The organism is Flavobacterium aquidurense, from assembly GCF_002217195.1.
GTDB classification, from domain to species: Bacteria; Bacteroidota; Bacteroidia; order Flavobacteriales; family Flavobacteriaceae; genus Flavobacterium; species Flavobacterium frigidimaris.
This window is the reverse complement of sequence record NZ_MUGR01000011.1, coordinates 20,027-33,385: the sequence shown is the minus strand read 5'-3', so window position 1 is coordinate 33,385 and position 13,359 is coordinate 20,027. Positions and strand designations below refer to the sequence as shown.

Annotated in this window: 11 protein-coding genes; 5 read left to right on the top strand and 6 right to left on the bottom strand. The window is 35.4% G+C overall.

What is annotated here, in order from left to right:
* Nucleotides 1-72: 72 nt before the first annotated feature.
* From B0A67_RS06715 to B0A67_RS06705, 3 genes are all read right to left on the bottom strand, one after another.
* The gene (locus B0A67_RS06715) at nt 73-459 is read right to left on the bottom strand and encodes a RidA family protein (RefSeq protein WP_072956227.1); all 387 of its coding nucleotides are present in this window, start codon (nt 457-459) and stop codon (nt 73-75) included.
* Nucleotides 460-802: 343 nt separating this feature from the next.
* Complete coding sequence (locus tag B0A67_RS06710) at nt 803-1,108, bottom strand: chaperone modulator CbpM (RefSeq protein WP_084074477.1); 306 nt, start codon at nt 1,106-1,108, stop codon at nt 803-805.
* Nucleotides 1,101-2,021 (bottom strand): DnaJ C-terminal domain-containing protein, encoded by a 921-nt coding sequence (locus B0A67_RS06705; protein ID WP_072956221.1) that lies wholly within the window; start codon nt 2,019-2,021, stop codon nt 1,101-1,103. Before B0A67_RS06705 ends, B0A67_RS06710 begins: the two co-directional genes overlap by 8 nt.
* A gap of 305 nt (nt 2,022-2,326) precedes the next feature.
* Between B0A67_RS06705 and B0A67_RS06700 the strand changes: the two genes are divergently transcribed.
* Complete coding sequence (locus B0A67_RS06700; RefSeq protein WP_072956218.1) at nt 2,327-3,043, top strand: hypothetical protein; 717 nt, start codon at nt 2,327-2,329, stop codon at nt 3,041-3,043.
* A 111-nt stretch (nt 3,044-3,154) separates the two neighbouring features.
* Here the strand turns inward: B0A67_RS06700 and B0A67_RS06695 are convergent, their stop codons facing one another.
* The 3 genes from B0A67_RS06695 to B0A67_RS06685 form a co-directional block, all read right to left on the bottom strand.
* Nucleotides 3,155-4,414, bottom strand: a complete 1,260-nt coding sequence (locus B0A67_RS06695; RefSeq protein ID WP_072956215.1) for an MFS transporter — start codon at nt 4,412-4,414, stop codon at nt 3,155-3,157.
* A 121-nt stretch (nt 4,415-4,535) separates the two neighbouring features.
* Nucleotides 4,536-6,272 carry a thiamine pyrophosphate-dependent enzyme gene (locus tag B0A67_RS06690; protein WP_072956212.1) on the bottom strand — a complete coding sequence of 579 codons (1,737 nt, stop codon included), beginning with the start codon at nt 6,270-6,272 and terminating at the stop codon, nt 4,536-4,538.
* A gap of 245 nt (nt 6,273-6,517) precedes the next feature.
* On the bottom strand, nt 6,518-7,045 hold the full coding sequence (locus B0A67_RS06685) for a hypothetical protein (protein WP_072956208.1): 528 nt from the start codon (nt 7,043-7,045) through the stop codon (nt 6,518-6,520).
* 214 nt (nt 7,046-7,259) lie between these two features.
* Here B0A67_RS06685 and guaA point away from each other — a divergent pair, with 214 nt between their 5' ends.
* The 4 genes from guaA to B0A67_RS06665 all read left to right on the top strand — a co-directional run bounded on the left by guaA (nt 7,260) and on the right by B0A67_RS06665 (nt 13,347).
* On the top strand, nt 7,260-8,789 hold the full coding sequence (guaA, locus tag B0A67_RS06680) for a glutamine-hydrolyzing GMP synthase (protein WP_072956205.1): 1,530 nt from the start codon (nt 7,260-7,262) through the stop codon (nt 8,787-8,789).
* 64 nt (nt 8,790-8,853) lie between these two features.
* Nucleotides 8,854-10,767: a lytic transglycosylase gene (locus B0A67_RS06675; RefSeq protein WP_072956202.1), complete on the top strand. Its 1,914-nt coding sequence runs from the start codon at nt 8,854-8,856 to the stop codon at nt 10,765-10,767.
* A gap of 100 nt (nt 10,768-10,867) precedes the next feature.
* On the top strand, nt 10,868-12,946 hold the full coding sequence (locus B0A67_RS06670; protein ID WP_072956199.1) for a LysM peptidoglycan-binding domain-containing protein: 2,079 nt from the start codon (nt 10,868-10,870) through the stop codon (nt 12,944-12,946).
* Nucleotides 12,946-13,347: an OsmC family protein gene (locus B0A67_RS06665; RefSeq protein WP_072956196.1), complete on the top strand. Its 402-nt coding sequence runs from the start codon at nt 12,946-12,948 to the stop codon at nt 13,345-13,347. The genes B0A67_RS06670 and B0A67_RS06665 overlap by 1 nt, the downstream gene beginning before the upstream one ends.
* Nucleotides 13,348-13,359: the final 12 nt, after the last annotated feature.

Below are 13,359 nucleotides of genomic sequence, written 5' to 3'. Positions count from 1 at the left end.
TAATCTATTTAATTCTTTTAATCTGTGGCAAAAAAATAATTCGCGAAAATTCGTGAAATTCGTGGCAGAAAATTATCCCTGTACGACAGCTGTAAATTCAATTTCAACTAAATATTCGGGTGCAACTAATTTGCTGATTTCATAAAATCCCGTTGTAGGTTTTACATCTTTAAAGAATGAAGCGTGGGCTCTTGCGACTTCTTCAAAAGAAGTAATATCTGTTGTAAAAATTCTGGTTCTGATTACATCTTTCATTCCAACATTCAAATCTTCCAGAACTTTTTCAACACGTTCCAGAATATTATAAGTCTGAGCATAAGCATTGTCAGCTTTTACTTTTTCACCATCAACGATCGCCACAGTTCCTGAGACTTCGATGATATTGCCAATTCTTACGGCACGACAATATCCCATTTTGTCCTCCCAAGGTGATCCTGTTAAGATGTTTTCTCTTTTCATTTTTTTATAATTTTATTGAATTTGTTTCTTCGATTTTAAATCAAATTCCGGTTAGTTAATTTCGCTGCAATTTATAAAATATACAACTGATAAAGAACCAAATTAAATTGAAATCAATTCGTAAAACGTTCTTTTTTGTGATATTTTGAGGAGTAAGTTTTATTTTCTTGCCACAGATTAAAATGATTTTAAGGATTATTTATTGTGTAAAAAATTTTGCCACGAATTACACCAATTTTAATTCGTTTAATTTGTGTAATTCGTGGCGAAAAAACACTTACAGCATAAATCATTTTAATCTGTGAATCCCGATAGCTATCGGGAGTGGCAAAAAAAATCTTCTTTATTCAATTTGATGCTGTTCGTAAAGGCGAAGTTTATTCTGAGTTGACGTAAGGTTTTGTTGCAGGACTTCGATTTTGTCTAATAAGTTCGCGATAACATCAATCCCTTCTAAATTGATTTTAAGATCATAATGCAAACGGATCATCTTTTCAACGGTAGGCAGCTGTTCGGGTTGCAGGTATTCGTCTTCTTCCAGAATAATAATTTTTACTAAGCCATAATTATCCAATTCTGTTATAAAGGTATTTTCAATTTCGTGATACAAACAAAATTGTTTTATTTGAATTAAGTCTTTACTATTCATGATTTCTTAATTTAGCTAATTCCTGGAATAATTCTTTTTCTTTTGCAGATAAATTTGTTGGGATTTTTAAGGTGTAGGTAATGTATAAATCTCCAAACTGATTGTCTTTCTTGTAAACAGGAAAACCTTTTCCTTTCAATTTTACTTTAGTTCCGGGTTGGGTTTCCGGAGCGACTTTTATTTTTACTTTTCCATCAAAAGTATTCACATAAATTTCTCCTCCCAAAATGGCAGTATACAAATCGAGATCAACATCGGCATACAGATTATTGCCTTCCCGTTTAAAATCAGAATTATTATCGATTAAAAAAGTAATGTATAAATCGCCATTTGGTCCTCCGTTTGCACCGGGCGCACCATGATTAGGAATTTTTATAATTTGTCCGTTTTCAACTCCGGCCGGAATTGTAATTCGGATATTTTTCCCATTTACGATCAGGTTTTGTTTGTGCGTGGTGTAGGCAGCTGCGAGATCTAATTGCAACTCGGCATTAAAATCCTGTCCTCTGTACTTTGCCTGACCTCTTGAACCTCTTCCTGCAGAACCGTACATAGAATTAAAGAAATCAGAAAAATCACCTCCGGCAAAATCTCCTCCAAAATCAGAATAACTTTGATTCCCGCCTTGCTGCTGTCTTGAATATTGCTGTTGGTTAGGATCGTAACCTGCTTTCTCGAACTCATCAGCATGTTTCCAGTCTTTTCCGTATTTATCGTATTTTTTACGATTATCAGGGTTGCTTAAAACTTCGTTGGCTTCATTTATTTCCTTGAATTTTTTCTCCGCTTCTTTGTCATTCGGATTCAGATCAGGATGGTATTTTCGCGCAAGTTTTCGATATGCTTTTTTGATTTCGGCTTCTGTGGCTGATTTCGTGATTCCCAATGCTTTATAATAGTCAATGTAGTCCATTTGCGAGTAGTTTTAATAAATGGTAAATTAAAATTTGAAGTTAGTGAATAAGTTGCTAATTATCAAAATGATGTCTGTGTTTTTAAATAAATATTTGAATATTTTTTAGTAGATTTTTTGGAGTTTGAAATTTTTTATTGGAATTTAATTTGAAAATTGGCAGGTTTTTTGATTCCAAAAATTAGCCTAATATATTGTTATAATAGTCTTAAAGTTGTAGAGCCAAACTAAATTATGCTATTTTTGTGAAGCTATACTCTGATTTTTATAAAAATTATAAAAGCCGATTCGATAATACTTTTTCAATGAAGCACATTTTATTTTTCATATTATTTTTCACCGCTGTTACAGTATCAGCCCAAACTGAATTAGGTACTAAATTCAGGCCGATTGCGGCACCAAAATTTGGTGCTAAACCTAAGAAAACCCCAATACCGGAGGTTAAAGATCCGCAAGCGGACAATATGGACATACCTAGTATTAAGACGCCAAATGTTTTTGATAATACGAGTATTACGCCCAAATCGCAATTGCAGGTAGGAGCAGAGAAAAGCAAATTTACCATGTCTACAGAAACTGAATTTGCCAATCCGGGCGATCGATTTGTTCCTAAAATGGAAAAAGATCTGGACAAGGCGCTGAAAGATGCAGGACTAAAAGAAGGCCGTGGGCAATTGGTAAGACGAAATATTTCGTTAGGGGATTTTAGAACAAAATCGAAATTCTTTATTGTAAAACTCAGGGATTTTGGTGCAATCGATGGTGATTTGGTAAAAGTATCTTCTAATGATAAAGTAATCAAAGACCAGGTATTTTTAGAAAGTAATTTTAAAGAAGTAAAAATTATGCTGGATAACGGTTTCAATAAATTAGATTTTGAAGCATTGAATATTGGCGCCCTTGGCGGAAATACTGCTGAAATCAGGGTTTATGATGACAAAGGACAATTAGTAACCAATGATTATTGGGATAATCTTGCAGCAGGTTTTAAAGCTTCGATAGTAGTTACCAAAGAAGAATAGCAAAATCCCGCAATTACTTTTTACATAAAAAAAAACACATAGTCCCGACGTTTTAGCATCGGGACTATGTGTTTAATTAGATACAATAAATGCTACTTTCTGTCTCTTACTTTATTCTTTAGCAGTGACAAGTTCACTTTTTCCTTCGCCTGTTTCTTTGAGCATAAAACTTACCAGAATAGCAATCGAGATTCCTATGATCCAGAACAATCCTGCTTGCTGAAAATGAAGTGTTTTATCTAGATTACTCGAAAGGGTTTTACCGAATAAATGACTGAATAACGGACTTAAAAGTGTTGTAACCCCAAAAGTTATAAAATTAATAGCTCCTGTAGCACTTCCTTTTACATTATCAGGATTTGCTTCTTTGATGATCGAATACGGAATCATCGCAGCTCCTGAGGCAACGCCTAGTAAAAACATACTAATTTTTACAGGAAGCAGAGAAGGAAAATACAATAGCTGAACTAAGCTTAGAATCATCATTGCTGCCCCAAATATTAAAACGGGTTTTCGTTTTTTTATCTTATCAGTAATATATCCCAGTAACGGACAACCAAATACCCAGCCAAAAGCGACCATGGCACTCGAAATGGTTGCGGTATGAAAGTCCAGGGCGCGGTCTTTCTGAAAAAAGTCAACTGCCCAAGTCATGGCAAAGATTGTAGTTGGTGCAAACAATAACCCTGAAACGATACCACACAACCACGATTGCGGATTACTGAAAACAACTTTGTAAGGACTTAATAGGCCTTGTTTCTTCTGCTCAGGTACTGTCTTTTGTTCGGCTTTATTTTCCGGAGTTATAAACCAAAGTCCAAAAGCTACGATAATGGTAAAAATACCAATATACAACCAAAAGGCAGAAATGTCTATTCCTTTTTCTATTAAGGGACCTACAACAAATTGTCCTGCTGAGCCTCCAAGCATTCCAAGACATTGGGTGAATCCAATTGCTGTGGCCAAAGATTTTGCCGAAAATCCTTTGCTGGCAAGATAAACACAGCCGGGAAATGCAAAAGCACATCCGGCGCCCTGAAATAATCGTCCCGTTACTCCGCTAAACTGACTTGAAGCCATAAATAATAAACAGCCAATTCCTAAAATAAGTGCTCCCGCAAAGAGCGAATATTTAGCTCCAAAACGGTCCAATGCAATTCCGGCAATTAAACTGCAGGTAGAATAGGTATAATAATAGGTTCCGATAATAGTCACTAATCTGATTTCACTTACGGAAAAACTGTGAGAAAGTTCCGGAATCATCACAGCCGGTGCAGAGCGTATTACATAATCTAAAAAATAGAAAACCAAACCAAATACCCATGCAATGATGTAATATTTGGTATATGATTTAGTAGTATTGATATCCATAAATTGTATTTCTTTTATTTGAGCTTAAATGATATGAACACGAATTGCACAAACTAAAGCAGTTCTTAAAATTTGTGACTATTTGTGCAATTCGTGTTTATTTTCGCCTCCAAAGATAGTTTTAAATGCCTTCTTTCAGATGTTTATAATTGGATTTAATAGTCTCAAGAACTTCATCCATTTTCCCGCCAAGCATTAATCGCGTCATCGATTTTGCCATACCTGCCACTTGTTCCCATTCTACTTTTGGCGGCATTGCCAATGCATTTGGATTGGTGAAGATGTTTAGTAAAACAGGGCCGTTATGCAGAAATGCATTTTCGATTGCTCCCTGAACTTCTTCTGGTTTGTGCACATTTACACCCTGAAAACCCATTGCCTGAGCAATCAGCCCAAAGTCGGGATTCACCATGTCGGTTTCATTATCAGGAAGACCATTTACTTCCATCTCAAGTTTGACCATTCCCAAAGCCCGGTTATTAAAAACAATAATTTTTATTGGAATATTATATTGATGAATGGTGGCTAAATCACCTAATAACATAGATAAACCACCATCGCCACACATGGCAATAACCTGCCTTTCAGGATGTGAAAGCGCAGCACCTATAGCCATTGGCATTGCATTGGCCATTGATCCGTGATTAAAGGATCCCAGCATTTTGCGTTCTCCGGTACCTTTTATAAAACGAGCTCCCCAAACACAAGTCATTCCCGTGTCTACAGTAAAAATGGCATCTTTAGTCGCTAATTTATCAATAATGTGAGCAACGTATTCGGGCTGAATCGTATCTTCTCCGCCATTATCATTAATGTAGATGTTCATGTTTTCTTTTACAGTTGCATAAAATTTAAGCTGTGCCTGTAAAAAACTGTCGTCTGTTTTGGTTTCCAGTAAAGGTAATAAAGCTTCAATAGTATCGGCTACATCGCCGCATAATCCCATGTAGAGATTGGCTCTTCGTCCTAAACGTTCGGTACTGGTATCGATCTGAATGATCTTATTGCCTGAAGGCATGAATTTATCATAAGGAAAGTCGGTTCCTAATAAAAGCACTAAGTGAGACTCGTGCATGCTATGATATGCAGAAGGCTGGCCGAGTAAACCTGTCATTCCTATTTCGTTAGGATTATTAGGCTGAATGCTCATTTTTCCGCGGAACGAATAACCTACGGGAGCTTTGATATGATGGGATAGCTGAACTACCTGATCGTGTGCTTTTTCGGCACCAATTCCGCAGAACAAAGTAATTTTAGTACTCTCGTTTATCGCTTTTGCTAAATGTTGTAATTCAGCATCAGAAGGTCGGATAACAGGATTGCAATGAAAATATTGAGTAGAGATATTGCTTTCAACAGCTTTTAATTCAGAAACGTCTCCCGGTAAACCTATAACGGCAACACCTTTTTTTCCTAAAGCATGCTGTATGGCAGTTTGTATAATTCTGGGTGCCTGTTCAGCAGTCATAATCATCTGATTGTAATAACTGCAATCGTCAAACAATTTGATGGTGTTCGTTTCCTGGAAATAATCCATTCCCATTTCGCTCGTATTTATAGTTGATGCAATGGCCAAAAGGGGAACGTGTGAGCGATGTGCATCATACAAACCATTGATTAAATGAACGTGTCCCGGGCCACAGCTTCCCGCGCAAACCGCAAATCCGTCTAATTCGGCTTCAGCTGCTGCGGCATAAGCGCCTACTTCTTCATGACGGACATGAATCCATTTGATCTTGCCATTTCTTCTTACAGCATCATTAAAATGATTTAAACTATCACCGGTAACTGCGTAAACACGTTTTACTCCGGCTTCTACCAACATGTCAACTAATTGTTCTGCAACTATTTTACTCATGGATTATATTTTTAAAATTAATATTAGATTGTACAAACATTGGTTATGGTTTACTTTCTTAATGATTATATTTTAAGATACACTGGTTATGATGTAAAAGCGGACTTTGGTTTGGTTTGGTTTTATAAATTTAAGGAAAAGAAATGGGTTTTTTGAGGTTCAAAGTGACAAAGGTTCAAAGGAACAAAGTTTTTTACACTTCATTTATCTTTGAACCTTTGTTATTTTGCAACTTTGAACCTTTTTTAGAAAGGATCCGCAGTTACTCTAAACTTCATGTCTGCTTTTACCGTTACATCTTTGGTAAGCGTTTCTTTTAAGGTAACTTTTGTTCTGATTTTATATTTATCGGCTTTGATATATTGGTCTAATCTTGCGTCTGTACAAATTAAGTCGATTGTATTGGTAGTAGAATTGATATTATCCTGGTAAGCCAGTTCAATTTCGTTAGAATCATTGGTTGAGATATACAAATGAATTGACTTTAAAAATGTAAATGTCTTGTCTGACGGATCAGAAACCGATAATCTAATTGATTTTATTTTTACATCTTTTACTAAACTTGCCTTGGTTTTGTTGTTTTGAAATTCAGTTGAAGAATTGGTTGTGACATCAGGAGTAATAATTTCCAAGGGTAAATTAATGGGAATAGTGCTTTTTATTTTAATAGAGGTTTCATTAGAAATAGTAAAGGTCAACAAGTCATCAACAGCATCACAGGAACTTAAAAGCGCAGCTAAAAAGAGAGAAAGGGCAATTAATTTGGATTTCATAAGTATGGTTTTTTCTTAAATACGATGTTTTTTGAAGGTTGGATTTTTCCTTTTTAGGTTCAAAGTGGCAAAGGAACAAAGAAAAGACTTAAATCATAGATTTTAAACCTTTGAACCTTTGTTTCTCTGAACCTTTGTCGCTAAAAATTGGAACAATGAAAANNTTTTCATTGTTCCAATTTTTCAAATTCGAATATAAAAAGTATTTTTGCGCATGCAACACAACGTACTTATTTTAGATTTCGGATCGCAATATACTCAGCTTATTGCGCGTAGAGTTCGCGAATTAAATATATTCTGCGAAATTTTTCCTTATAATCACTTTCCTAGTGATTTATCACCTTATAAAGCCGTAATTTTAGGAGGAAGCCCATTTTCTGTTCGTGCAGAAGATGCTCCACATCCTGATTTATCTCAAATTAGAGGCAAGCTTCCAATGTTGGCAGTTTGTTACGGAGCACAATATTTAGCCCATTTTAGCGGCGGTGAAGTAGCAGCTTCGAATACCAGAGAATATGGTAGAGCGAACTTATCTTATATTAAAGAAGATGAAGTTTTCTTTAAAGGAGTTTCAGAAAACAGTCAGGTTTGGATGAGTCACAGCGATAGTATCAAGGCTTTGCCAACCAATGCAGTAAAATTAGCAAGCACACATGATGTAGAATTTGCTGCTTATAAAATTGAAGGAGAAACTACATATGCTATTCAGTATCACCCGGAAGTTTTCCATTCTACAGATGGATCAAAAATGCTGGAGAACTTTTTAGTAGACATTGCCGAAGTACCTCAAAACTTTACACCAAATGCTTTCGTTGAAGAAATGGTGGGAGAATTAAAAGAGAAATTAGGAAATGATAAAGTAGTTTTAGGATTGTCAGGCGGAGTAGATTCTACTGTAGCAGCAGTTTTATTACACCAGGCAATTGGTAAAAACTTATATTGTATTTTCGTAAATAACGGTTTACTTCGTAAAAACGAATTCCAAAATGTATTAGATCAATACAAAGGAATGGGATTGAACGTAAAAGGAGTAGATGCAGGAGATCGTTTTCTTGGTGAATTAGCCGGAATCAGTGATCCTGAAACCAAACGTAAAACTATTGGCCGTGTATTTATCGAAGTTTTTGATGATGAATCCCATTTGATTGAAGACGTAAAATGGCTGGCGCAAGGCACTATTTATCCTGATGTAATCGAATCTGTATCTGTAAAAGGACCATCGGCAACGATCAAATCACACCACAATGTTGGTGGATTACCGGATTATATGAAATTAAAAATTGTAGAACCACTTAGAATGTTGTTTAAAGACGAAGTTCGAAGAGTAGGTGCTACTTTAGGAATAGATCCTGAATTATTAGGAAGACACCCTTTCCCGGGACCAGGATTATCAATCAGAATTTTAGGAGATATTACTCCTGAGAAAGTTCAAATCTTACAGGATGTTGATGCTGTTTTTATCGACGGTTTAAAATCATGGGGATTATATGACAAAGTTTGGCAGGCCGGAGCAATCTTGCTTCCGGTAAACAGTGTTGGTGTGATGGGCGATGAACGTACCTACGAAAAAGTAGTGGCGCTTAGAGCTGTTGAATCAACTGACGGAATGACTGCTGACTGGGTTCATTTGCCTTATGAGTTCCTGATGAAAGTGTCTAATGATATTATCAATAAGGTAAAAGGCGTAAACAGAGTGGTTTATGATATTAGTTCAAAACCACCGGCAACAATTGAGTGGGAATAATACTATATTTCAAATTAAGGCGTTACATTTGTAACGCCTTAATTTTTTATACCTACCCATTTTTATGAGAGAACTTTTAACCCTTTCTCTTGTGTTTATTTTGTCTTTTAATAAGATAACTGCACAGGATTTAATTATTGAACACAGAATTCAAAAAGGAGAAACTGCTTATTTTATTGCCCAAAAATATAAGGTTTCTATTGATGAAATTTACAAACTCAATCCTGAGTGTCAAAAAGGAATCAAAGACAATCAAATTATCAGGATTCCTGTTTACTCTGCAGAAAAAGAAAATTCAAAACAGCAAGTTACTCATGTTGTTGGAGCAAAAGAAACCCTTTTTGGTTTATCAAAACAATATAATGTTTCGGTTGAAGCCCTTCAAAATGCAAATCCTATTCTTGCTAACGGACTTCAGATTGGTCAGCAGTTAATTATTCCGCAAAATGCTGTAAATCTTCCCAAAACAGAAGTTGTAACTTCTTCAAAAGCGATACATCAGGTTACTGCGAAAGAATCCTTATTTAGTATTGCCAGACAATATAATGTATCAGTTCAGGATTTAGAAAACCAGAATAAAGAAGTGCTTCAAAACGGATTGCAGATTGGTCAGACAATTTCAGTTCCAAACAAAAGAAAGACCTTAGACGGAAGAGTGCGCGTAATCAATCAGGAAACCCTTTTTCATGTGGTAGAACCCAAAGAGACAAAGTTTTCTATTGCAAAAAAATACAACATTTCGATCGACCAGTTGGAATCTCAGAATCCCGAAATTGTAAACGGACTAATTGTTGGCAATAAATTAGCGATCAATACTAAGGAAGTAAAACCTGCCAATGAAGGTGAAGAATTGATGCTGGCGCTTGCTGAAAAACAAGTTGTGGTTGAAAAAGGAAAAGCTAAAACAGTTGAATTAGAAGATCTGAAAGACAGATTGGTAGTCCAGAAAGAAATGAATCAGAAAATTATAAAGATTAATGATTTAAAAGTGAATCTGAATGATATGCATGGTTCCAGGGAAAATTCTGTCGAAAAACTGCGACTGGTTCTCGAAGCAAATAAAAATGTACAGGATATTTTGATGGCAAAATTAGATTCGTTAGTCAACACGATGAATGATGACTTAATTGATCTGAAAAGAATGGATATTTTGAATGTGAATGAATCAAAAAGACTAGAGAAACAATCGTATCAAAGTATTGAAAAAACGAGTGAATTATCTTCTCAATTGAAGAAAGAACTGGCTGAAAACCGAAAAGTATATGCAGGTTTAATGAACAAAGTAGAAAAAATTGCTGTTGAAGAAAATCAGGAGTATAAAAAGAAAATCCGCGAAAGCGAAAAGAACAACAATGTAGCTTCTTTGCAGCAGCGTCTTTCTTTAGAAGATATAAAACGTTACAAAACGCAACAGGAACAAGGGGATACAAAAAATCAAATTCTGATTGCTAAGATTGATTCGCTGGATACCCAAAAGACAATTGAAATAAAGCGACATATCAGTAAAGCTACTTATTATAGTATGGAAGCCCGAAAGTTTGATGACAAACTGGCCTTGATAAAATTGGAAAAATATCAGGATGAGGCGATTAAAAAACAAGACAAAACGAGTCCGGCTGAATCTTCAAAAACAATTTCATTGGAAGAAATGAAGCAGGAGCTAAAAGAAAATCCGCTCAGAACCGATAAAACGGTAAAGGTTGAAGTTTATGATAATCTTAAAGAAGTTTCAAACGGCTATTACTTAGTTTTAGGTATATTTACAGATTCTTCGGTAAGAGATAAGCTCATTATGAAACTCATTGATTCTGGTGATTTTAACGCTAGTTTCTTCTTTAATATAAACAGTCTTTCGTACTTTGTTTACTCAGATAAGTACCAAAATATGGAAGAAGTGCTTTATAAATGCAAGAAAAAAGAAGAAGATGAGTTATATAAAGAGATCATTATTGCTAAGGTTGAAACAGATCTTAGATAATAATCTTTGCAGAATCAACAAGTGGCAGGAATCTTGCTTTGAAGAAAAATTAGTAACTTGTTTTTTTGAATTAAAAATTAAATTGTTTTAAGTCTTATTTATGAAATATTATTCAACATTATTGTTTTTGGTCTTTTTTGTAACATTTTCTGCTTTTTCACAGGAGAAGGTCATAAAATATACGGTTGCGAACGGAGAAACGATTAACCAAATTGCTGTAAAATTTAAGGTTACGCCTTATGATATTTATGCATTAAATCCAGATGCGAGAAGAGGAATTTCAGCCAATACAGTTTTGTTGATTCCAACCAGTAATGCAAAACCGGCTGCGGTTAAATCTGAAACAGCTGTGGCAAAAACGGTCAGTAATACAAAAGAAATTATTCATGAGGTACAGCCAAAAGAGACTTTTTACAGTATCGAAAAAAAATACGGTATCTCTGACGCTGCTTTGAAAGCTGCAAATCCTACTTTGGAGAAAACCGGAGTTCAGACTGGACAAAAACTGGTGATTCCTGCAAAAGGAGCAGCACCAAAATCTCTTGCAGCAACAGAAAAACCTGCTAAAGAGAAAGCACAGGAAAAGTATGTCTACCATGATGTAGTAGCAAAAGAAACTAAGTTTTCGATCGCAAAACAATACGGAATTACCATTGAAGAATTAGAAAAACGCAATCCTGAAATTGTTTCTAATCTGCCAGTTGGTTACCGATTAACGATAAAAGGAAAAGCGCCTAAAACAGACGCATCAGTTGCTGCGGTTACTAACACTGTAAAACCTGCTGAAACGGCTAAAAAAGCAACTTCTTACATGGAGTATCAGGTAAAACCAAAAGAGACTTTTTACAGTTTAGGAAGAACATTTCATATCAGTCAGGAAGAGTTGACGGCGTTAAATCCGTCACTTTCTGAAGGTGTAAAAGAAGGAATGGTTCTAAAAGTTCCGGCAGGATATCTGGCGCCATCTCCAATAATTGCACAACAGCAGCCTGTAGAAAAAACAGTCGAAAGACAGTTAGAAAATACCGGAGGAGGTATACAGATTGTGGATAAGGTAAAATCTGAAACAGTTTCAGCCAATCCCGAAGTCGTAGAGCTTACTAAAAAGAGAGGTGAAAACGAACGCAAAAAATTAGTTTTATTATTGCCGTTCAACTTAGCTAAAATGCAAAATGATACGATGAGTTCTGTTAATCGTATTAAAAATGATAAATTTCTGAATATGACTCTTGATTTTTATTCGGGAGCGATGATGGCAATTGACTCTGCGAGAACTTTAAAATTACCAATTGATGTGGCAATTTATGATTCTCAGGAAACGAAAACAACATCGAATGTTTCGACTTTGATTTCACAAAATAAATTGCAGGATGCCAATGCGGTTATCGGACCATTTTATCAAAATAATGCCGAAGCTACGGCCAATACTTTACGTTTGTACAATGTTCCCGTAATTTCACCATTGTCTAAAGATAAAGCGAACCCAATCGATAATTTATACCAGACTATTCCAGGAAATGATGTGGTTCGAAATGCCATTTTTGACTATATGCGTGCTAAAAATGGAAATATCGTTGCCGTTGTAGATAAAAAGAAAGAATCTGTTATTAGCTATATCAAACAAAACCAAAAAGGAGTTGTTTTTGCCGCTTTGACTGAAACAGGAGGTTTGGATGTGGCGAATTTAAAAAGCTTGTTATTACCGAACAGAATGAATTATGTGGTAATGGAAACAGGAAATACCGCAATGGTAAAAACTACGATTAAAGCTTTGATCGATTCTCAGAAAACATGCCAGGTACAATTGGTTATTTTAGAACCAAACAGTACTCTGGATACAGACGAAATTAGTTTTGATAATTTAGTAAAACTGAAATTAATGTATCCGTCTGTAACACGAGAAAGTGATGAAGCAGGAGTTTTAGTTTTTGAAAAAGAATACAGGCTGAAAAATAAAGTGAATCCAAATACCTACGCAACACGCGGATTTGATGTCACTTTTGATACGATGATGCGTTTGGTACAAGGAAAAACATATCAGGAAACGGCAGATTTAATGACAACGGAACAGGTTGATAATAAATTTCAATTTTATAAAAAAGAAGATGGAGGACACGCCAATAAAGGAGTGTACATTTTATATTACGATACCGACTTAACTTTAAAAGTAGCAAATTAATGACATCAAAAGTAACCTATTTAGGAGATTTAAGAACAAAATCAATTCACGTGCAATCAGGAAGCGAAATCATCTCTGATGCACCAGTAGATAATAACGGAAAAGGAGAAGCATTTTCTCCAACAGATACAGTTGCTAATGCTTTAGCGAGCTGCATGATGACAATTATGGGAATCAAAGCACGCGATCTAAAAGTAGATTTTATTGGTTCGACTGCCGAAGTAACGAAAATAATGAATGCTGAACCAAGAAGAATTGGGGCTATCGAAATTGTTTTTGAAATGCAGGGTGTTGAAGATGAAAAAAACAAAACTATTCTGGAACGTGCCGCAATGACTTGTCCGGTATTTTTAAGTTTAAGCAGCGAAATTGAAAAGAAAATCACTTTTAACTGGAAATAAATTTCTAAAGAA

Coding starts and splice junctions, on each gene's coding strand:
- B0A67_RS06715 (WP_072956227.1), bottom strand. CDS start 459: ATGAAAAGAGAAAACATCTTAACAGGATCACCTTGGGAGGACAAAATG.
- B0A67_RS06710 (WP_084074477.1), bottom strand. CDS start 1,108: ATGAATAGTAAAGACTTAATTCAAATAAAACAATTTTGTTTGTATCAC.
- B0A67_RS06705 (WP_072956221.1), bottom strand. CDS start 2,021: ATGGACTACATTGACTATTATAAAGCATTGGGAATCACGAAATCAGCC.
- B0A67_RS06700 (WP_072956218.1), top strand. CDS start 2,327: ATGAAGCACATTTTATTTTTCATATTATTTTTCACCGCTGTTACAGTA.
- B0A67_RS06695 (WP_072956215.1), bottom strand. CDS start 4,414: ATGGATATCAATACTACTAAATCATATACCAAATATTACATCATTGCA.
- B0A67_RS06690 (WP_072956212.1), bottom strand. CDS start 6,272: ATGAGTAAAATAGTTGCAGAACAATTAGTTGACATGTTGGTAGAAGCC.
- B0A67_RS06685 (WP_072956208.1), bottom strand. CDS start 7,045: ATGAAATCCAAATTAATTGCCCTTTCTCTCTTTTTAGCTGCGCTTTTA.
- guaA (WP_072956205.1), top strand. CDS start 7,260: ATGCAACACAACGTACTTATTTTAGATTTCGGATCGCAATATACTCAG.
- B0A67_RS06675 (WP_072956202.1), top strand. CDS start 8,854: ATGAGAGAACTTTTAACCCTTTCTCTTGTGTTTATTTTGTCTTTTAAT.
- B0A67_RS06670 (WP_072956199.1), top strand. CDS start 10,868: ATGAAATATTATTCAACATTATTGTTTTTGGTCTTTTTTGTAACATTT.
- B0A67_RS06665 (WP_072956196.1), top strand. CDS start 12,946: ATGACATCAAAAGTAACCTATTTAGGAGATTTAAGAACAAAATCAATT.